Origin of the sequence: Salinimicrobium terrae DSM 17865 (genome assembly GCF_000424665.1) — a bacterium.
In the GTDB taxonomy this organism is placed as follows: Bacteria; Bacteroidota; Bacteroidia; order Flavobacteriales; family Flavobacteriaceae; genus Salinimicrobium; species Salinimicrobium terrae.
The window spans coordinates 98,096-117,382 of record NZ_AUKI01000023.1; the positions used below are offsets into that span (position 1 = coordinate 98,096).

The following is a 19,287-nucleotide window of genomic DNA, read 5'->3' on the forward strand; positions in this document are numbered from 1 at the left end:
AAACAGAAAGAGCCTGTGATGAATCACAGGCTCTTTTTATTTTTTGCTGTGTCTGGCTTTCAGGATCTCTGTTACGTCCTCAAGCATAAAGCCTTTTGCCTGCAGGAGGATAAGGTAATGAAACAACAGGTCCGCACTTTCGTTTAGAAACAGTTCGTCATTCTCATCTTTGGATTCAATGACAACTTCCACCGCCTCCTCTCCCACTTTCTGTGCGATCTTATTGATTCCGCTCCGAAAAAGGGAAGCAACATAACTCTTCTCGTTTTCAAAATTTAATCTTCTGTCCGAGATCACCTCTTCCAGCTGTGTCAAAAATGGCATTTCTGAAACATTTTTTTCTCCCCAACAAGTATCGGTTCCTTTATGGCAGGTCGGACCTTCAGGATTGACGTAGACCAGCAACGTATCATTGTCACAGTCCACTTTAAGGTCAACCAGGTGTAAAAAATTTCCGCTTTCTTCTCCTTTAGTCCACAACCGTTGCTTACTGCGGCTGAAAAATGTCACTTTCCTGGTCTCCCTGGTTTTCTCCAGCGCCTCTTGGTTCATGTATCCTAACATGAGCACATTCCTGGTTTCGGCATCCTGAATTACCGCAGGCACCAAACCGTCTTTATCTTTTGAAAAATCTATTTTCATACTTCTTTTTTATAAAATAATCTTCATTGAGTGTGCTGTCGGAAATTTTCTTAAGGTGTCAGGTCGACCGAAGTCGGGACCTTCTGCCAACATCTTTGTTTCTCGATGACCACTAATCACGGAATACTAAATTCTAACTTCGATCCCCTTCTCCTTCATCTCCTGCTTAAGATCCTTAATTTCTATTTCCTTGAAATGGAAAACACTTGCCGCCAGGGCAGCATCGGCTTTCCCTTTTATAAAGGCATCACAAAAATGTTCTTTACTCCCTGCACCTCCGGAAGCGATTATAGGTATATTCACCATTTCTGAAATCTTTGCCAGAGCTTCATTCGCGAATCCAGCTTTAGTTCCGTCGTGATCCATCGAGGTAAAGAGTATCTCTCCTGCCCCACGTTCCTCAACTTCTTTTACCCAGTCAAAAAGATCAATTTCTGTCGGTACTTTTCCGCCGACAAGATGCACCAGCCATTTCCCTTCCACCTGTTTTGCGTCTATTGCCACAACAATACACTGTTTCCCGAATTTAGCTGCCAGATCATTAATGAGTTGCGGATTCTTAACTGCAGCCGAATTAATTGCTACTTTATCGGCTCCGTTTTGCAGCAGGATATCCACATCTTCTATAGAAGAAATTCCTCCCCCTACAGTAAACGGAATATTTACTGTAGCCGCAACCTTTCGCACAAGTTCTGCCAGTGTTTTTCTCTTTTGTTCCGTTGCCGTAATATCCAGAAACACCAGTTCATCTGCGCCCGAATTTGAGTAGGCTTCTGCCAACTCCACAGGATCACCGGCATCCCGAAGACTTACGAAATTTACTCCTTTGACGGTCCGCCCGTCTTTTATATCCAGACACGGAATAATTCTTTTGGTTAACATGTATTAAGTAGTTAAAATTGAGAATTTTAATTTTGGTGCTTGTTAATTGGTGCTTATAATTTGAAATTTACCGGATAAAATCTTCCAGCTGTTTTAAGCTTATTTTGTTCTCATAGATCGCTTTACCTAAAATTGCTCCTTCACAGCCAATTTCCTGAAGTTTCGGCAAATCATCAAATTCCGCAATTCCCCCTGAGGCTATCAGATTTAAATCTGGAGTTTCTTTTAATATTTTGCGGTACAACTCAAAAGATGGTCCTTGTAACATTCCATCTTTGGCAATATCTGTGCAGATCACGTAATTCACACCTTTCTTCCTGTAATTCTGTATGAAAGGGATCAAATCTTCTTCAGAATCTTCTAGCCATCCGCTTACTGCCACCTTCTCATCTTTAGCATCTGCTCCAAGAATGATCTTTTCACTTCCATACTTCTCAAGCCAGGACAGGAAAGTCTCGGGATCTTTGATGGCTATACTTCCACCGGTGATCTGGGAAGCACCGCTGTTGAAAGCTATTTTCAGGTCCTCATCAGTTTTAAGTCCGCCGCCGAAGTCAATTTTAAGATCCGTTCCCGAAGCAATCCTCTCAAGAACCTTGTGGTTGACGATATGCTTCGATTTGGCCCCGTCAAGATCAACCAGGTGCAGATACTTTATTCCGTGGTCCTGAAATTGCTTCGCCACCTCCAGCGGATTCTCATTATAAATCTTACTTGTATTATAATCACCTTGCGAAAGTCTGACGCACTTTCCGTCAATGATGTCTATAGCGGGAATTAATCTCATGTGAAGTTGGAGTTTAGAATTACGAAATTAGAAGTTAAAGCTAGGTTCTGTTTTGATTGCGGCGGGCAGTATTTATTGAAGTGACAACGATAGAAATTATTTCATTAGCCTCGGAATGTAAATTTTTTACCTCCTCCAAATCATTGTTAAGTATCTCCAGAAAAAGTTCCAGGAAATACATACTCTCATCGGCCTCTTCTTCAACGATTTTCAATTTATTTATAAAGTCGGCAGTGGATTTTCCTCTGAGTGCTGCACGATAATTAGCACCTACAGAACTCGAACTCCTCAATAATTGATTTACATAAGCATTATATTCTCTCGAATGAGGGATTTTATGACAAAACTTCCAGCAATCTACAGCGAACTCTTTGGTTCTTGATTTCAAATCTTTCATTTCCTTAGTTTTAAAAACAATCGTACTTCTAACCTCGTAATCCTACCTTCACTTCGTACTTCTAACTTCGTAAATCTAACTTCAAAAAGTTTTCCAGAATTTTCTCTCCTGCACTACTACTCTTTTCCGGATGAAATTGGACTCCGTAGAAATTGTCTTTGTTTAAGGCTGAAGAATAATTAACTCCGTAGTCACATTTTGCAATGGTCTCGGCACAAACTGGGGCATAAAAACTGTGTACGAGGTAAACGAACTTCTGTTCCGCTACTCCTTCAAAAAGAGGAGTTTTGAGCTCTTTTATCCTGTTCCAGCCAATGTGCGGAACCTTTAATGTTTTTTCAAAATGGATCACATCTACATCAAAAATCCCCAGACCGTCTGTATCGCCTTCTTCGGAACGGTTGCACATGAGTTGCATGCCCAAACAAATCCCCAAAACCGGCTGCTTTAACAGCGGAATTAATTTATCCAAACCTGTACTCTTCAGCTTTTTCATGGCAGAACTGGCCTCTCCCACTCCGGGAAAAATCACTTTATCTGCTGATTTAATTTCTTCAGCATCATGACTTAAAACACCTTCATAGCCGAGTCTTTCCAAAGCAAATTTGATGCTCTGAATATTACCCGCGCCGTAATTTATTATAACAACTTTCTCAGAAACCTTTCTTTTCTCAATACTCATATCTCAAGTCTCAAATCAATATCTCACATCAATTATAGCATTCCCTTAGTTGACGGCAGGATCATTTTTTCAGGATCTCTTTTTACCGCTACCTTAATTGCCTTGGCAAAAGCTTTAAAAATGGCTTCTATCTTGTGATGTTCGTTGGTGCCTTCGGCTTTTACGTTTAGATTCGCTTTAGCGCCATCTGTAAAAGATTTAAAAAAGTGGTAAAACATTTCTGTAGGCATATTCCCGACCATTTCTCTTTTAAAATCTGCTTCCCATACCAACCAGTTCCTTCCGCCGAAATCGATCGCCACCTGCGCCAGACAATCGTCCATTGGAAGTGCAAAACCATAACGTTCTATTCCCAGTTTGTTTCCCAAAGCTTTGGAAAATACTTCCCCAAGTGCAATCGCAGTATCTTCAATGGTGTGGTGCTCATCTACCTCCAGGTCTCCCTTTACCTCAATTTCCAGATCCATTTGCCCATGGCGCGCAATTTGGTCGAGCATATGATCAAAAAATTTAATTCCGGTGTCAATTTTGCTTTTCCCAGTCCCATCAAGATTAAGTGAAATGGAAATATCAGTTTCATTTGTTTTCCGTTCTATGGAAGCTGTTCGCTCCTCCAGCTTTAGAAATTCATAGATTTTTTTCCAGTCGTTGGTCTCAAGATTTATATACTTTTCAAGCTCCTCCTTCTTCACCGAAATTTCTCCACTGCCCAGCTCTTCATGACCGGTTATAAAAATCCCTTTTGCTCCAAGATTTTTTGCCAATTCCATATCTGTAAGCCGGTCCCCAAGTACAAAGGAATTTTCAAGATCATATTTTTCAGAATCAAAATAAGCTTTTAAAAGTCCTGTTCCGGGTTTCCTCGTGGATGCATTATCTTCAGGGAAAGTGCGGTCGATCACAATTTCCTCAAATTTCACTCCTTCACCTTCAAAAGCTTTCAAGATAAAATTTTGAACAGGCCAAAAAGTGTCTTCCGGAAAGGAATCTGTTCCCAACCCATCCTGATTAGTAACCATTACCAGTTCATAATCCAGTTCCTTTGCAATTTTTGACAGGTATTGGAAAGCTCCCGGAAAAAACTCCAGCTTTTCAAAACGATCTAATTGATAATCTTCGGGTTCCAGAACAATGGTACCGTCACGATCTATAAATAATATTTTTTTCATGCTTTTAATCTCTTTAAAACCTCAATTAATTCTTTGTTCTCATCTGGGGTTCCCACAGTAAATCTTAGTGTATTTTCACAAAGTTCCTGATTACTGCGATTGCGAACTACCACTCCGGCTTCCACCAATTGCTTATATTTTTTGTCGGCATCTTCAACTCTGACCAACAAGAAGTTTGCATCTGACGGAAAAATCTCCTTCACAAATGCCATTTTTGAAAGGTTAGTTCGCAGCAGTTCCCTTTCTTTTAGAATAAGCTGCACCTCTTCTTTTACCACTTCTGAATTTTTAAGCTGTGTCAGAGCTTTTTGCTGCGAAAGCTCATTTACATTGTATGGCGGCTTGATCTTGTTGAGAATATCAACTATTTCTTCGGAAGCATAGCAGATGCCCAGTCTAATTCCGGCCTGGCCGAATGCTTTGGAAAGTGTTTGAGTGATTACCAAATTCGGAAATTCATGAAGCCGCTCCAGCCAACTTCTTTCAGCCGAAAAATCTATGTAAGCTTCGTCAATGACTACCAAACCATTAAAACTTTTCAGGATCTTTTCTATAGAAGCCTCAGAAAATGAGTTTCCTGTTGGATTATTCGGGGAGCAGAGGAAAATAATTTTTGTCCGTTCATCAACTTTTTGAAGAATGCTATCCACATCGGGTTGAAAGTCGGTTTTTAAAACCACTTCCCGGTCTTCAACTTCATTTAACCCTGCCAAGACTTTGTACATCCCATAAGTGGGCGGCAAAGTGATCACGTTATCAACCTGCGGCTGGCAAAATGCCCGAAATATTAAATCCAGTACTTCATCACTACCGTTTCCGAGTAAAATTTGTGCTTCAGAAACCCCTTTTTGAGAAGCAAGGACATGCTTCACCTTCCCCTGCTGAGGATCGGGATAGCGGTTCACTCCATTATCAAAAGGATTTTCATTGGCGTCCAAAAATGTCATTTTTCGGCCATCGGTTTTGTACTCGTCACGAGCCGAAGAATAAGGCTTCATTTTCAGAACATTCGGACGCACCAGGTTTTTAAGATCAAAGCTACTTTTCATTACCCGGAGTTTTGAGCTTGTTCAACCTTAGGGTAACTGCATTTTTATGTGCCTGCAGACCTTCAGCTTCAGCCATTAATTCTACTGCCTGTCCTATTCTCTGAATTCCTTCCGAAGAGATTTCCTGAAAAGTGATTGCTTTAGTAAAACTATCATGATTTACTCCGCTGTACTGTTTTGCATAACCGTTTGTAGGCAAGGTATGATTTGTTCCCGAAGCATAATCCCCCGCACTTTCGGGAGTGTAATTTCCTATAAATACAGAACCTGCATTGTGAATACCTTCCACAAAAAATTGAGAATTGGCGGTACAGATAATAAAGTGTTCAGGAGCATATTCATTAATAAGGTCAAGTGCTTTCTCTTCAGATTCCATAAAAATAAATCTTGAATGCTCTATTGCCGCTTTTGCGATATCCTTCCGTGGCAGATCTTCTATTTGCTTAGCTATTTCTACCTCCACTTCTTCCAAAACTTGTTTTGAAAGCGAAACCAGCACTACCTGGCTATCGGATCCGTGTTCTGCCTGCGAAAGCAAATCGGAAGCTACGAAAGCAGCATCGGCAGACTCATCTGCCACCACAAGTAATTCTGAAGGGCCGGCAGGCATGTCGATAGCCACGTTGAATTTGGTGGCAAGCTGTTTGGCTACGGTGACATATTGATTTCCCGGACCAAAGATCTTATAGACTTTTTCAATGCTTTCTGTCCCAAAGGTCATCGCCGCTACCGCCTGGATCCCTCCCACTTTATATATTTTTTCTATTCCGCAAAGGTGCGTAGTATAGAGGATCACCGGATTCACTGAACCATCTTTTCCAGGAGGTGTGCACAGTACAACCTCTTTACATCCTGCCACCTGAGCAGGAACGGCAAGCATTAAAATTGTAGAGAACAAAGGTGCAGTGCCTCCCGGAATATACAATCCGATTTTTTGAATAGGCCGCTTCTCCTGCCAGCATCGAACTCCGGCAACAGTTTCAACTGATACCCTTTCAGTTTTTTGAGCGGTGTGAAACTTCCTGATATTTTGCATAGCCAGATCAATGGCCGACTTAAGTTCTTCGGAGACCTGTGATTTTGCAGCATCCAGTTCCTGCTTATTTACTCTTAGTTCACCTGATCCATTTCCATCAAAAAGCTGGGAATATTTTTTCACTGCCTCATCTCCCCGGTCACTCACCTCATTAAATATTTGCAAAACCAGTTTCTCAATATCCTCTACCTTTTGGGTAGGCCGTTCCAGGATAGTTTCCCATTGAGAATTTTTGGGATTATAGTATTTCTTCATCTTTCCGACTTTTAAAGTACCATTTTTTCTATTGGTGCCACAAGAATTCCCTCGGCCCCATTTTGTTTCAATTCGTCTATCACTTCCCAAAATCGCTCTTCAGAAATTACTGTGTGGAGAGAACTCCAGCCTTCTTCAGCTAAGGGCAAAACAGTAGGACTCCGCATTCCCGGAAGCAATTTAACAACAGCATCCAGTTTTGAATTAGGTACATTCATAAGGATGTATTTTGAGTTACGGGCTCGTAAAACGGCCTTGATCCTGAACTGCAATTTCTCCAGGATCTCATTTCTTTCCGAGGAAATTTTAGGCGAAACAGCCAGTACAGCCTCACTTTTTAGCATCACTTCCACCTCTTTCAAATTGTTTTTGAAAAGTGTACTTCCGCTGGAAACGATATCACAAATAGCATCGGCAAGTCCAATATTCGGAGCAATTTCCACAGAACCATTGATAATATGAAGATCGGCCGTAATTCCCTTTTTTGAGAGGTAATCTTTAACAGTGTTGGGATAAGAAGTGGCTATCCTGGCCCCCTGTAAGTCTTGCACTCCGTTATACTTCACCGACTTAGGCACAGCGAGGGACACTCTACATTTGGAAAATCCAAGTTTTTCGGCCATTTTAATATCGTCACCTTTTTCTATCAACACGTTCTCTCCAATAATGGCTACATCTACAACGCCATCCCTCAGATATTGCGGGATATCCCCATTGCGGAGATAAAATACTTCAAGAGGAAAGTTGCTTGAAGCAGCTTTTAGCTGTTCTCTTCCGTTGTCGACGGAGATGCCGGCATCTTTTAATAATCTTAAAGAGTCATCGTGTAGTCTACCCGATTTTTGCACTGCTATTCTAATCTTGTTCATCTGGTTAATTTTATGTTCGGGCAGACCAAAGGGAATAAAAAAACCCGCTTGAGCTGCTCAAACGGGTTTTTGAAATATGGTTTATACACATATCAATCTCACCTCGCAAGAGCGAATGAATGAGAATGATGATGATGTAGTTGTGCTTTCATTATAAAGCAAAATTAAATTTTTATTTTAAACTTCAGCAAGAAATTTTAAAAAAATTAATTATTTCCCAGGATTAAAGGCATTCCATCATCTCCCGAACCGATTACTACTACCTTGGCATTGGGAGATTTTGCCAGTTCAATAGTGGCCTGAATCCCTTTTTCACGAAGAACTAATGGTGTTAAAGAAGCATCCAAAATTTCGTTTGCACGTGCTTTACCTTCGGCATCAATACGTTGTCTTTCAGCTTCCTGCTCTGCCTTTGTCAAACGAAATTCATATTCCAAAGATTCCTGTTCCTGGCGAAGTTTACGCTCAATTGCGTCTTTAATAGTTTCTGGTAGAGAAACGTCCCGCACCAGCACTTCATTAATCTGCACATATTGATCCTTAAGCAGGACTTTAGTTTCCTCAAAAATTTCCTGTTGTATAGCTTCTCTTTTGCTTGCGTAAAGTTGCTCAGGGTTATATCTTCCAACCACTGCACGTGCAGCAGAACGTACCGCAGGTTGTAAAACCCTTTGCACATATGCCTCACCTCTTTCCTTGTGTAGTAAACCCAGATCTTCATAATCTGGCTCAAACCATATGGATGCATCAATTTCTATCTCTAGTCCATTTGATGATAAAACCTGCATTTTCTCATCAAGGGATTGCTGACGCACTTCATAAATAAAAACCTTGTTCCAGGGAGCTACAAAATGGAAACCTTCACTTAAGGGTGGTTCATCAACAACTACACCTCCACCAAAGGTTTGGTAAAGCACACCTGCTTCACCGGAGTTAATAGTGACTGTTGACTTAGCAATAAGAATAACTAAAATAATTCCTGCAAAAAGAATTGGCAGGCCAATTTTGGGCAATCTGTCCATAAACAATAAATAAAAAATTATAATTAAATGAGACCGAAATATTTCCGAAGAAACCATTCTCCACTAAGAGCTAAAACAATGATTCCCAGCAAATATTTCCAATCGATCAAAGATACGTCCTTTTTTCTGCTTTTTTGGACTGTAACGTAAGAATCGGCCGATAAAAGATCGCTCTTTAAGTTTTCGAAATCCTGCAGAAAATAGACATTCTGTCCCTTTTCTGCAGCAATATTCTGAAGGCCTTCCAAATTTGCGCGGACAAACTGTTTTTCTACATCAAAATCCAGGATCCTGAAGCTTCCCGATCGTGATAAGCTTTCTCCATCCACAACTACGTTAAAATTATACTCACCCCCGGGCAAAGAGCTTAAATCTACTTCAAAGGATCTGTCATTAAGCAAAAAGGGGATTTGCAGCTGTTCACCTGTTTCTGTATTCTTAACCTGCAATTCAAGAGCAGCCCTGGGATCAAATTCATAGCTTTGATCAAAATAATCTGCCCTTATCAGTACTTTTTCAGTATCGTTGTAAAGGGGTTCATATTCTACCAGTAATCTGTCCTGTCTACTTCCCGAAGCTAAAAAATGAATTAATTTTCCAATAAGATCATCAAACTTGTGAAATGAACCAGTTTCTCTAAAAACAGTGCCTCTCCATCGCCATATATCTGCTCCAAATAAAAATCCAATTTTGGAGTCTCCTACGGTAGTTACACCAAGTAAAGGCATTGTAGTTTCAACACCCTGCACCTCCCGGTAAAGCAGAACATCCATAGCTTCGGGAGCATCAAGAATTCCAAAATTTCCTTCCAAAGGTGGAAAATCTGTATATCCTATACTCTCTGTTTGAAAGGCGTTGAAATTCTCATTCCAAACCGGAAAATATTCTTCAGATTGGTTGGTGATTTCCTGCTGAAAGAGGTCCTGGGCCCTGTTTAGAAAATTCCAATCGGTCTCAGGGCCGGTGATAAGAAAATAATTGCGGTTTTGAGTGTTAAGCTGTTCCATCACCTTTGTGAACCTTGCATCGGGCTGATAAAGCATCACGAGCTGGTATTCATCCAGATCTGTCACTTCAGATATCGGTTTTAATTCTGCCTCCCGCTGCTGATTACTTTCTATTGCTTCTTTTAAGGCTCCTAGATCGGGATGTAGAAAGGAATATGCGATGAGAACTTGTGTTCGCTCGTCAATTACTTCCACTGCAAATTCCATAGAATTGTTCTGGATATTTTTTTCGGCTTCCAAAGCTTTTAACCGCACTTCGTAATTTTGTATCCCTATAGAGTTGGCAGGAAGCTCTACTCGAACAACTTCGGAATTATCTTCTGCAGAAAAAGAGAGTTGCCGGGAATGAACTACTGAATTTCCCTGACGTACTTCCAGCTGTGTCTCTGCTGAAGTATCTCCCGAATAGTTTATCAATATCTCCACCGGAAAACGGTTGTTCAAAAAGGCGTATTTGTTGACATTGGTTCGGGAAATACCAAGATCCCGATAACGCGTAGTATCCCCCACAACCACCGGAAGTACTGGCTGCTTAAAACGCTGTGCCGGAAAAGTGAATTCCTCTCCCAGTGTCTGGTTCCCGTCTGTTATAAGAACCATCGGAGCCATGTGGCCCTCATAAAGAGTGGAAAGTTCGTCAAACACAGCAGGAATATTTGTTTGGGATTCCGAAAAATTCAGTGAGTCGGAAGGTTTAAGCTCCCTTCCGAAAGAAAAAGTTTCTATTTCAAAGTTTTGCCGTAGTTCGGGATCGGTAGTTAATCGTTGCACTAAACTTTCCACTTCTTCTCCCGCCCCGAATTCGGTAATTGAAGAAGAATTATCCACTGCAAGAACCAAACTTGGTTTTTCATTGTAATATTCTGTACTGTTAATCTTCGGATTAATAAGTAACAAAAGAAGAGCAAAAATTGCTAAAAAACGTAAGGTGGCAAAAATGGCATTTTTGGAGGGTCTCCCTTTTGCCCGATAAAAATACTGAAACCAGGCCAGTGCCAGCGACAGGAGAAAAGCCCCAATAAGAAGAAATATCGTAGTTGCCGGCATTCAAATTTATTTTAAGAAAAGAAGAGGCTGTTTAAAATCCCAATTTACGTCAACCTGAACTTGTTTCAGGTTCTGTTCAGTTTTAAAATACAGAACAATAAGATTCTGAAATAAATTCAGAATGACGATTTTATTTTAAACAGCCTCTCAATAATTTTATGTAAGCATTCCGCCATCAACATTGATGACCTGACCGGTAATATAAGAGCTTAGATCACTGGCAAGAAAAACACACGCATTTGCAATATCCTCGGGACTACCACCACGTTTTAACGGAATTGCCTCTCTCCAACCTTCAACGACTTTTTCATCAAGCTTTCCTGTCATTTCGGTTTCTATAAATCCGGGAGCAATTACGTTAGTTCGGATGTTTCGGGAACCAAGTTCGAGAGCCATGGATTTTGAAAATCCTATCATTCCGGCCTTGGAAGCCGCATAATTAGCCTGGCCGGCATTTCCTTTTACTCCTACGACGCTACTCATGTTAATGATACTTCCGTGCCGCTGCTTCAGTAAAGTACGTTGTACTGCCTTAGTCATATTGAAGATGGACTTCAGGTTCACTTCGATCACCTTGTCGAAATCCTCCTCGCTCATCCGCATAAGCAGGTTATCTTTAGTTATTCCGGCATTGTTCACAAGAATGTCAATGCTTCCGAAGTCTTCCAACACGTTTTTAATTAGTTCTTCGGCTTGTTTAAAATCGGCTGCATCAGATTTGTACCCTTTTGCCTTGATCCCAAGTTCCTGAAGTTCCTTTTCAAGCTGATTGGCAGCTTCAGCAGAAGAGCTGTATGTAAAAGCCACGTTGGCTCCATGTTTTGCAAAAACCTCGGCTATTCCTTTCCCAATACCTCTGCTGGCACCGGTAATAATAGCATTCTTTCCTTCCAATAATTTCATATTAAATTTCTGTTTTCCTGGTGTGGGTTAATATTGATTCAAATATAAGACATGCGGGCAAGACTAAAAAACCTCCGAAATTGCCCTTTTAGACAAGTTCCGGAGGTTATTATTATTTTAGAACTGGAATTTATTATCCCATTACTTCTTTTACTTTTTTACCTATTTCTGCAGGAGAGTCCACCACGTGAATTCCGTTCTCCTTCAAAATTGCCTTTTTTGCCTGGGCTGTATCTTCACTACCACCAACGATTGCTCCTGCATGTCCCATAGTACGACCTTTTGGTGCAGTTTCTCCGGCGATAAAACCAACAACAGGTTTTTTGTTTCCGTTCTCTTTCACCCATTTTGCAGCATCTGCTTCCAGTTGTCCACCAATTTCACCAATCATAACGATGCATTCTGTTTCATCATCGTTCATCAACAATTCTACGGCGTCTTTTGTGGTGGTTCCAATAATTGGATCCCCTCCAATTCCAATGGCAGTTGTAATTCCCAGTCCCTGCTTCACAACCTGATCGGCTGCTTCGTAGGTAAGGGTTCCTGATTTTGAAACAATTCCAACTTTCCCCTTTTTGAAAACGAATCCAGGCATAATTCCAACTTTAGCTTCTCCCGGTGTAATCACTCCCGGACAGTTAGGTCCTATAAGTCGGCAATCTTTATCTTTAATATAATCTGCAGCTTTAATCATATCGGCAACGGGAATACCCTCGGTGATGGTAATAATCACTTTGATCCCTGCGTTTGCAGCTTCCATAATAGCATCGGCTGCAAATGCCGGTGGCACAAAAATAATTGAAACATCGGCTCCTGTTTCTTTTACAGCATCTTCTACGGTATTAAAAACGGGTTTTTCAAGGTGCTTTTGTCCTCCTTTTCCGGGAGTAACTCCACCTACCACGTTCGTACCATATTCGATCATTTGGCCGGCGTGAAAGGTACCTTCACTTCCGGTAAATCCTTGTACAATTATTTTTGAATCTTTATTGACTAAAACGCTCATAGTTGATTATTTGAATTTTGTGCAAAATTAGGTTTTTATATAAGAAACCTAAAGAGTTTTAAGAATTAATTGGAAGGAATGAATCCAGATTCTCTGGGCTATCATCAGCCTGCTGACTGATTTGATGTCCTTTGTACATTTTGCCATCCCTGCATTCCCAGATGGAAATAAAATGGGCCATGGGAAGTTCCTCATCGGGGTTTTCCACAGTACGAACATAATAGGTGAACCTTATGGTCACCATATTACCATCACTAAGAAGATGACTAATATCTGCCCGAAGATGTTCAAAAGACTTGGAAAGTTCCTGAGAAAGATCTAATAATTCTGAAAATCCAAGCTTGTGAAAACCTGCGCTACTGTTCCAAAACAGTTGTACATCGGGGTGGAGATATTCGTTTACAGATTTAGGGTTCTTGTAAAAATCTGAAGAATAGAATTTTGCAACGCAGTCTTTTGGTTCCATATTAACTATTTAATTTTTCCATCAATTTAGGTAATCGGCGCAGAAGTGCCAACTCTTTAAGCCAATCCCGTGATTCCATCGCAGGATTTCCCGAATATACGGTATTTTCCTTTGTTGATTTTGTAATCCCGGCCTGGCCCATAATGACGCCTCCTTTTCTTACCACAATACCACTTCGGAATCCTGCCTGCCCCCAGATTGTGACATCATCCTCAACAACCACAGCACCTGCAATTCCCACCTGCGAAGCAATAAGGCAGTTTTCTCCAATTACCGTATCATGTCCCACCTGAATTAGATTATCAAGTTTAGATCCCTTACCAATGGTCGTGTCTCCGGTTACGCCTTTGTCAATCGTACAATTCGCTCCTATATCCACATTGTCTTTTATTACAACCCTTCCGCCGGAAATCAATTTGTCATAACCTTCAGGACGCTTTTTGTAATAGAAAGCATCTCCTCCTAAAACACTTCCAGAGTGAATGGTGACGTTATCTCCAATGATAGTATTATCGTATATACTTACGTTCCCGTGAATAAGACAATTTCTACCTATCTTCACATTATTTCCTATAAAGGCTGTAGGCTGTATCACTGTGCCTTCTCCAATTTCTGCGGAAGCTGCAATATTCGCAGTGGCCTTTTCAAAAGGTTTAAAGTACCTGGTAAGTTTATTAAAATCTCTGAAGGGATCGTCTGAAATAAGTAATGCCTTGCCTTCAGGACAATCAACCTCTTTATTTATAAGAATAACGGTCGCAGCAGAGTTCAGAGCCTTATCGTAATATTTGGGGTGATCTACAAACACAATATCTCCCGGAGTTACCACATGGATCTCGTTCATTCCCAAAACAGGAAAATCGGTTGGACCTATAAATTCCGAAGAAATTATGGTAGCGATTTGTTCAAGAGTATGTTTCTGTGAGAACTTCATTCGATAGTAATGAGTAGTTAGTATTGAGTATGGAGGTTTTTGTCTTTTCTGATCACTGATTACTGATCACTGATTACTCTTTTATCCTTTCCTTATAAGTTCCTTTTTCGGTTTCGATCTTGATCTTATCTCCTTCGTTGATAAAAAGTGGAACGTTCACTTCGGCTCCTGTTTCTACAGTTGCAGGTTTAGTCGCATTTGTTGCGGTATTTCCTTTTACACCGGGTTCTGTATGAGTAACCTCAAGAATAACACTTGCCGGCATCTCCACAGATAGCGGCATTTGATCTTCAGTATTGATAAGAATGGTAACTACTTCACCTTCCTTCATCAATCCCGGTGCATCTAAAGCGTTTTCTGTAAGCCTTATCTGAGTGTAATCTTCAGTATTCATAAAGTGATAGAATTCTCCATCATTGTAAAGGAACTGGAATTTATGGGTTTCCACCCTTACATCCTCGATCTTGTGACCTGCAGAAAATGTATTGTCTATTACCTTTCCTGTGGTGACACTTTTCAATTTCGTTCTCACAAAAGCAGGGCCTTTCCCCGGCTTCACGTGAAGAAATTCAATAACCTTAAAAATATCATGGTTGTATCTTATGCACAATCCATTTCTAATATCACTTGTACTTGCCATTTTTTGACTTGATTAGTTTGAACTTATATATCCTTTCATGATTCCGCGTTGGGAATTCTTGATAAACTCTAAAATATCATCTCTTTCGGAAGTGGCCTCCATTTCAGCTTCGATGATAGCTACTGCCTGACTGTTATTATAATTTTTTTGATAAAGTATTCTGTATATATTCTGAATTTCCCTGATCTTTTCAGTAGAAAATCCTCGTCGCCTTAACCCTATAGAATTGACTCCGACATAAGATAAAGGCTCTCTTCCTGCCTTAACAAAAGGAGGTACATCCTTTCTCACCAAAGATCCACCGGTAACAAAAGCATGGCTCCCAATACTGCAAAACTGCTGAATAGCTGCCATTCCGGCTAAGATTACGTAATCACCAACGTTGATGTGGCCGGCCAGGGTACTATTGTTTGAAAAAATACAGTTATCTCCAACTACACAGTCGTGAGCAATATGACAGTAGGCCATAATCCAGCAGTTACTCCCAATTTTAGTCTTCATCCTGTCTGTAGTCCCACGGTTAATGGTAACACATTCCCGAATGGTGGTATTATCACCTATTTCTGTAAGTGTATCTTCGTCATTAAACTTCTTATCCTGTGGCACTGCAGAAATAACGGCACCGGGAAAAATATTGCAATTTCTTCCGATCCTCGCCCCTTCCATAATGGTAACATTCGATCCTATCCAGGTGCCTTCCCCAATCACCACGTTATTGTGTATTGTGGTAAAGGGTTCAATAACTACGTTTTTCGCGATCTTGGCTCCGGGATGAACGTATGCTAAGGGTTGATTCATAATATTTATTTTTGTTTTACTATTTGCGCCATGAGAATGGCTTCTGTAACCAGTTTACCATTCGCATAGGCATAACCCTGCATCTGGCAAATTCCTCTTCTTATGGGCGCCAGCAGTTCCAATTTAAAGATAAGAGTATCTCCGGGAACAACTTGTCTCTTAAATTTGACGTTGTCTATCTTCATAAAGAAAGTGAGGTAATTCTCAGGATCGGGAACAGATTTTAAAGCAAGGATTCCTCCTGTCTGGGCCATTGCCTCTACCTGAAGCACTCCCGGCATTACTGGTTTCCCCGGAAAGTGACCCACAAAAAAAGGTTCGTTCATAGTGACATTTTTGACACCTACAACAGTATCACTTGTCAGTTCAATGATCTTATCTACCAGAATAAACGGTGGCCTGTGAGGCAGAATGTTCATGATCTCGTTCACATCCATTAAAGGCACCTGGTCGAGATCGTACCTGGGAACATTATTTCTCTTTTCTGCCTTTATAATTTTTGAAAGTTTTTTGGCGAATTGGGTATTTACATAATGCCCCGGTTTATTGGCAATTACTTTTCCACGGATTCGGGTTCCAACCAAAGCCAGATCCCCTATCACATCAAGAAGTTTATGCCTCGCCGCTTCATTTGGATAATGAAGTGTAAGGTTGTCCAGAATACCGTTAGGCTTAACGGCAATATTATCTTTCCTAAACGCTATCCTTAACTTGTCCATAGTTTCGGGACTTATTTCTTTATCAACGTAAACAATCGCATTGTTGAGATCACCGCCTTTTATAAGGCCATTCTCCAGAAGAGTTTCCAGTTCATGAAGAAAGCTGAAAGTACGGGCGTCAGAAATTTCAGCTTTGAAATCGGATATTTTTTGAAGCGAAGCGTTCTGGGTTCCTAAAACTTTAGTTCCGAAATCGACCATTGTAGTCACCTGGTATTCATCTGCAGGCATTAACAAGATTTCACTTCCCGATTTTTCATCATGATAGCGAATTACTTCTGTCACCACAAATTCCTCCCTTTCACATTCCTGCTCTTCCACGCCGGCTTTTTCAAGAGCCTCCACAAAGAATTTTGAAGAACCATCCATAATAGGAGGTTCTGAAGCATTAAGCTCAATAATAAGGTTGTCTAAATCCAAACCGACACAGGCCGCTAAAACGTGTTCTGACGTTTGAATTTTCACCCCATCCTTTTCAAGATTAGTTCCGCGTTGAGTATTTACAACATAGGATACGTCGGCTTCGATCACAGGTTGCCCCTCAAGATCGGTTCTAACAAAACTAAACCCGCTGTTCACAGGAGCAGGTTTAAAAGTGAGAGTGACTTCATTTCCTGTATGAAGTCCAACTCCATTTAAAGAAACTTCTTTCTTTATGGTTTGCTGTTTAGCCATTATCCTTTAATTTTTTTTCAAGTTGGGTTAAGCGATCTTCTATTTTGGGTAATTTTCTAAAATGTACATATGCTTTGTTCCATTCATTGTAACCGAAGGCAGGAGAACCCTGGATTACCTCGTCATCTTTAATATTTCTGCCGATTCCCGACTGCGCCTGAACCTTTACGCGATCCCCTATATGAATGTGCCCGGCAATTCCTACCTGGCCTCCTATTAAGCAGTTCTTTCCAATCTTGGAAGAACCGGCCACACCGGTTTGGGCTGCAATTGCTGTATTTTCTCCAATTTCGACATTATGTGCGATCTGGATCTGGTTATCCAGTTTCACGCCTTTCCTGATTATTGTAGAACCAAGTGTTGCTCTATCTATAGTAGTACCGGCACCAATATCAACATTGTCTTCAATAATAACATTCCCTATTTGTGGCACTTTAGAGTACACTCCTTCCTGGTTTGGCGAAAAACCAAAACCGTCGGCGCCAATAATCACGCCTCCATGAAGTACACAATTATCTCCTACAATAGTTTCTGAGTATATTTTAGCACCCGGATAGATCGTCACATCATTCCCTATTTGAACATTATCACCTATATAGGTATTAGGAAAAATCTTGACATTGTTGCCAATTCTCACCTGCTCTCCAAGATATGAAAAAGCCCCCAGATAAAAGTTTTCACCATAGGTCGCAGAATCTGAAATAAAGCTTGGCTGCTCAACTCCCGACTTATTCAATTTTACCTGATTGTAATATTCAAGAAGCTTTGAAAATGCAGTATATGGATCTTTTACCTTTATAAGAGTCGTAGATAACCCATCTTCTGCCTTAAAATTATCACTGACTATAGTTATAGTTGCCTTGGTCGAATATATAAAGGAGGTATATTTAGGGTTTGCCAAAAAAGTAATGGAACCGGCAGTTCCCTCTTCGATCTTTGCAAGCCGGTCAACCTCTGCCTGCGGATTTCCTTCTATCTCCCCGTCAAGGATACCTGCTATTTGAGTTGCTGTAAACTTCATGCTGGCAAAAGTAAAAAAATAAGTTAATCTTTAGGTTTTGGATAACAGATATAAAATTTCGTTACCGGTTTAGAAAGTGCCTTCAGGTTGAAGTGATCTGAGGCTTTAATAACATCAGTAATTTTTCCACTTTTAAAGAGGATATGTATCTTTTCATCTTCTCGCTTATAAGCAAGGTTGCTTATGTCCCCGCTAAAAACGAAATACCTGGCTTCTTCCCTGCTAATATTAAAACGAGCCATGGCTTTTTGCAACTGATTTTCCAGTTTTTCTTCAGAGAGAGGATTTTTTTTCAGTTTGACTTTTAAAAGATCCCGATTTATGATCATTTGGCATAACCTGCTCAGCACATAATCTTTATCATGTGTCCATTCTTTCATGGCCGATAATATGTCGTAATCGTCAAGTCGTGCAAATACCTGAAGGGTTTCTTCTGAAAAATTTTCAGCGGTTACCTGCTGCTGCAAAAAGTGATTTAAAGCAGTGCTTGCAAATAAAGTGCGACCAGAATTAACAAGCTCCTTCGCCCGCTGAAGGACTCTTATTAATAATTGTTCGGCTACAACACCGGTTTTGTGCAAATACACCTGCCAGTACATAAGCCGACGGGCCAATAGAAATTTTTCTACCGAATAAATTCCTTTTTCCTCTACCATCAGCTCATTGTCCACCACAGTGAGCATGCTTATGAGCCGCTCACTATTGATATTCCCTTCTGCTACACCGGTGTAGAAACTATCGCGCTTCAGGTAATCCAGCCGGTCCATATCCATCTGACTCGAGATTAACTGACAAAGAAATTTTCGGGGATATTTTCCGCGGAAAATTTCAATAGCCATAGTTAATCTTTGGTTAAACTTCCGGTTCATTTCTTCCATGAAAAGGCAGGAAATAGTCTCGTGACTCACTCCTTCAACAATACTGTGTTCCATGGCATGAGAGAACGGCCCGTGCCCAATGTCGTGAAGCAGGATAGCGATTTGAAGAGCCTCTTCCTCTTCAGCAGAAATCTCTACCCCTTTTAAACGCAGCACCCTTACAGCCTTTTGCATAAGATGAAGACATCCCAGGGCGTGATGAAAGCGCGTGTGATGGGCGCCTGGATAAACAAGATAAGACAAACCCATTTGGGAAATTCGTCGAAGTCTCTGGAAATATTTGTGCTCCATGATATCAAAGAGCAGCTCGTTGGGTATTGTAATAAATCCGTAAATTGGATCGTTTAAAATCTTGAGTTTGTTTCCTGAAAGCAAGCCTTGTCCTTTATTAATTAATGTCAAC

General features: G+C 40.7%; 20 protein-coding genes. All 20 read right to left on the minus strand.

Annotation, left to right across the window (positions count from 1 at the left end; genetic code table 11):
* Positions 1-36: 36 nt before the first annotated feature.
* The 20 genes from hisIE to H148_RS0111310 all read right to left on the minus strand — a co-directional run bounded on the left by hisIE (position 37) and on the right by H148_RS0111310 (position 19,259).
* Positions 37-642 carry a bifunctional phosphoribosyl-AMP cyclohydrolase/phosphoribosyl-ATP diphosphatase HisIE gene (gene hisIE, locus H148_RS0111215; RefSeq protein ID WP_029034882.1) on the minus strand — a complete coding sequence of 202 codons (606 nt, stop codon included), beginning with the start codon at positions 640-642 and terminating at the stop codon, positions 37-39.
* A gap of 126 nt (positions 643-768) precedes the next feature.
* On the minus strand, positions 769-1,524 hold the full coding sequence (gene hisF / locus H148_RS0111220) for an imidazole glycerol phosphate synthase subunit HisF (RefSeq protein WP_029034883.1): 756 nt from the start codon (positions 1,522-1,524) through the stop codon (positions 769-771).
* Positions 1,525-1,591: 67 nt separating this feature from the next.
* Complete coding sequence (gene hisA / locus H148_RS0111225) at positions 1,592-2,311, minus strand: 1-(5-phosphoribosyl)-5-[(5-phosphoribosylamino)methylideneamino]imidazole-4-carboxamide isomerase (protein WP_029034884.1); 720 nt, start codon at positions 2,309-2,311, stop codon at positions 1,592-1,594.
* 40 nt (positions 2,312-2,351) lie between these two features.
* Positions 2,352-2,708, minus strand: a complete 357-nt coding sequence (locus H148_RS0111230; RefSeq protein WP_029034885.1) for a four helix bundle protein — start codon at positions 2,706-2,708, stop codon at positions 2,352-2,354.
* A 61-nt stretch (positions 2,709-2,769) separates the two neighbouring features.
* Positions 2,770-3,390: an imidazole glycerol phosphate synthase subunit HisH gene (gene hisH / locus H148_RS0111235; RefSeq protein ID WP_029034886.1), complete on the minus strand. Its 621-nt coding sequence runs from the start codon at positions 3,388-3,390 to the stop codon at positions 2,770-2,772.
* A 32-nt stretch (positions 3,391-3,422) separates the two neighbouring features.
* Positions 3,423-4,559: a bifunctional histidinol-phosphatase/imidazoleglycerol-phosphate dehydratase HisB gene (hisB, locus tag H148_RS0111240; protein ID WP_029034887.1), complete on the minus strand. Its 1,137-nt coding sequence runs from the start codon at positions 4,557-4,559 to the stop codon at positions 3,423-3,425.
* Positions 4,556-5,608, minus strand: coding sequence for a histidinol-phosphate transaminase (gene hisC / locus H148_RS0111245; RefSeq protein WP_029034888.1), 1,053 nt, complete (start codon positions 5,606-5,608; stop codon positions 4,556-4,558). Before hisC ends, hisB begins: the two co-directional genes overlap by 4 nt.
* The gene (hisD, locus tag H148_RS0111250; RefSeq protein ID WP_029034889.1) at positions 5,598-6,899 is read right to left on the minus strand and encodes a histidinol dehydrogenase; all 1,302 of its coding nucleotides are present in this window, start codon (positions 6,897-6,899) and stop codon (positions 5,598-5,600) included. The genes hisC and hisD overlap by 11 nt, the downstream gene beginning before the upstream one ends.
* A gap of 11 nt (positions 6,900-6,910) precedes the next feature.
* The gene (hisG, locus tag H148_RS0111255) at positions 6,911-7,768 is read right to left on the minus strand and encodes an ATP phosphoribosyltransferase (protein ID WP_029034890.1); all 858 of its coding nucleotides are present in this window, start codon (positions 7,766-7,768) and stop codon (positions 6,911-6,913) included.
* A gap of 206 nt (positions 7,769-7,974) precedes the next feature.
* Positions 7,975-8,790: a prohibitin family protein gene (locus H148_RS0111260; protein ID WP_029034891.1), complete on the minus strand. Its 816-nt coding sequence runs from the start codon at positions 8,788-8,790 to the stop codon at positions 7,975-7,977.
* 23 nt (positions 8,791-8,813) lie between these two features.
* Entirely contained in the window at positions 8,814-10,844 is a 2,031-nt protein-coding gene (locus tag H148_RS0111265; protein ID WP_029034892.1) for a hypothetical protein, read from the minus strand.
* Positions 10,845-11,000: 156 nt separating this feature from the next.
* Positions 11,001-11,747, minus strand: coding sequence for a 3-oxoacyl-[acyl-carrier-protein] reductase (gene fabG, locus H148_RS0111270; protein WP_029034893.1), 747 nt, complete (start codon positions 11,745-11,747; stop codon positions 11,001-11,003).
* Between the two features lie 133 nt (positions 11,748-11,880).
* Positions 11,881-12,753, minus strand: a complete 873-nt coding sequence (gene sucD / locus H148_RS0111275) for a succinate--CoA ligase subunit alpha (RefSeq protein WP_029034894.1) — start codon at positions 12,751-12,753, stop codon at positions 11,881-11,883.
* 58 nt (positions 12,754-12,811) lie between these two features.
* Positions 12,812-13,219, minus strand: a complete 408-nt coding sequence (locus H148_RS0111280; protein ID WP_029034895.1) for a nuclear transport factor 2 family protein — start codon at positions 13,217-13,219, stop codon at positions 12,812-12,814.
* Position 13,220: 1 nt separating this feature from the next.
* On the minus strand, positions 13,221-14,153 hold the full coding sequence (locus H148_RS0111285; protein ID WP_029034896.1) for a UDP-3-O-(3-hydroxymyristoyl)glucosamine N-acyltransferase: 933 nt from the start codon (positions 14,151-14,153) through the stop codon (positions 13,221-13,223).
* 73 nt (positions 14,154-14,226) lie between these two features.
* Positions 14,227-14,793, minus strand: coding sequence for an elongation factor P (gene efp, locus H148_RS0111290; protein ID WP_029034897.1), 567 nt, complete (start codon positions 14,791-14,793; stop codon positions 14,227-14,229).
* Between the two features lie 12 nt (positions 14,794-14,805).
* The gene (lpxA, locus tag H148_RS0111295; RefSeq protein ID WP_029034898.1) at positions 14,806-15,591 is read right to left on the minus strand and encodes an acyl-ACP--UDP-N-acetylglucosamine O-acyltransferase; all 786 of its coding nucleotides are present in this window, start codon (positions 15,589-15,591) and stop codon (positions 14,806-14,808) included.
* A gap of 5 nt (positions 15,592-15,596) precedes the next feature.
* Entirely contained in the window at positions 15,597-16,985 is a 1,389-nt protein-coding gene (locus tag H148_RS0111300) for a bifunctional UDP-3-O-[3-hydroxymyristoyl] N-acetylglucosamine deacetylase/3-hydroxyacyl-ACP dehydratase (RefSeq protein WP_029034899.1), read from the minus strand.
* Positions 16,978-18,006 (minus strand): UDP-3-O-(3-hydroxymyristoyl)glucosamine N-acyltransferase, encoded by a 1,029-nt coding sequence (gene lpxD / locus H148_RS0111305; protein ID WP_029034900.1) that lies wholly within the window; start codon positions 18,004-18,006, stop codon positions 16,978-16,980. The genes H148_RS0111300 and lpxD overlap by 8 nt, the downstream gene beginning before the upstream one ends.
* 23 nt (positions 18,007-18,029) lie before the next feature.
* Complete coding sequence (locus H148_RS0111310; RefSeq protein WP_029034901.1) at positions 18,030-19,259, minus strand: HD domain-containing protein; 1,230 nt, start codon at positions 19,257-19,259, stop codon at positions 18,030-18,032.
* Positions 19,260-19,287: the final 28 nt, after the last annotated feature.

Excerpts from the sequence above, each read along its gene's own strand:
- hisIE (WP_029034882.1), bottom strand. The coding sequence starts at position 642 with ATGAAAATAGATTTTTCAAAAGATAAAGACGGTTTGGTGCCTGCGGTA.
- hisF (WP_029034883.1), bottom strand. The coding sequence starts at position 1,524 with ATGTTAACCAAAAGAATTATTCCGTGTCTGGATATAAAAGACGGGCGG.
- hisA (WP_029034884.1), bottom strand. The coding sequence starts at position 2,311 with ATGAGATTAATTCCCGCTATAGACATCATTGACGGAAAGTGCGTCAGA.
- H148_RS0111230 (WP_029034885.1), bottom strand. The coding sequence starts at position 2,708 with ATGAAAGATTTGAAATCAAGAACCAAAGAGTTCGCTGTAGATTGCTGG.
- hisH (WP_029034886.1), bottom strand. The coding sequence starts at position 3,390 with ATGAGTATTGAGAAAAGAAAGGTTTCTGAGAAAGTTGTTATAATAAAT.
- hisB (WP_029034887.1), bottom strand. The coding sequence starts at position 4,559 with ATGAAAAAAATATTATTTATAGATCGTGACGGTACCATTGTTCTGGAA.
- hisC (WP_029034888.1), bottom strand. The coding sequence starts at position 5,608 with ATGAAAAGTAGCTTTGATCTTAAAAACCTGGTGCGTCCGAATGTTCTG.
- hisD (WP_029034889.1), bottom strand. The coding sequence starts at position 6,899 with ATGAAGAAATACTATAATCCCAAAAATTCTCAATGGGAAACTATCCTG.
- hisG (WP_029034890.1), bottom strand. The coding sequence starts at position 7,768 with ATGAACAAGATTAGAATAGCAGTGCAAAAATCGGGTAGACTACACGAT.
- H148_RS0111260 (WP_029034891.1), bottom strand. The coding sequence starts at position 8,790 with ATGGACAGATTGCCCAAAATTGGCCTGCCAATTCTTTTTGCAGGAATT.
- H148_RS0111265 (WP_029034892.1), bottom strand. The coding sequence starts at position 10,844 with ATGCCGGCAACTACGATATTTCTTCTTATTGGGGCTTTTCTCCTGTCG.
- fabG (WP_029034893.1), bottom strand. The coding sequence starts at position 11,747 with ATGAAATTATTGGAAGGAAAGAATGCTATTATTACCGGTGCCAGCAGA.
- sucD (WP_029034894.1), bottom strand. The coding sequence starts at position 12,753 with ATGAGCGTTTTAGTCAATAAAGATTCAAAAATAATTGTACAAGGATTT.
- H148_RS0111280 (WP_029034895.1), bottom strand. The coding sequence starts at position 13,219 with ATGGAACCAAAAGACTGCGTTGCAAAATTCTATTCTTCAGATTTTTAC.
- H148_RS0111285 (WP_029034896.1), bottom strand. The coding sequence starts at position 14,153 with ATGAAGTTCTCACAGAAACATACTCTTGAACAAATCGCTACCATAATT.
- efp (WP_029034897.1), bottom strand. The coding sequence starts at position 14,793 with ATGGCAAGTACAAGTGATATTAGAAATGGATTGTGCATAAGATACAAC.
- lpxA (WP_029034898.1), bottom strand. The coding sequence starts at position 15,591 with ATGAATCAACCCTTAGCATACGTTCATCCCGGAGCCAAGATCGCGAAA.
- H148_RS0111300 (WP_029034899.1), bottom strand. The coding sequence starts at position 16,985 with ATGGCTAAACAGCAAACCATAAAGAAAGAAGTTTCTTTAAATGGAGTT.
- lpxD (WP_029034900.1), bottom strand. The coding sequence starts at position 18,006 with ATGAAGTTTACAGCAACTCAAATAGCAGGTATCCTTGACGGGGAGATA.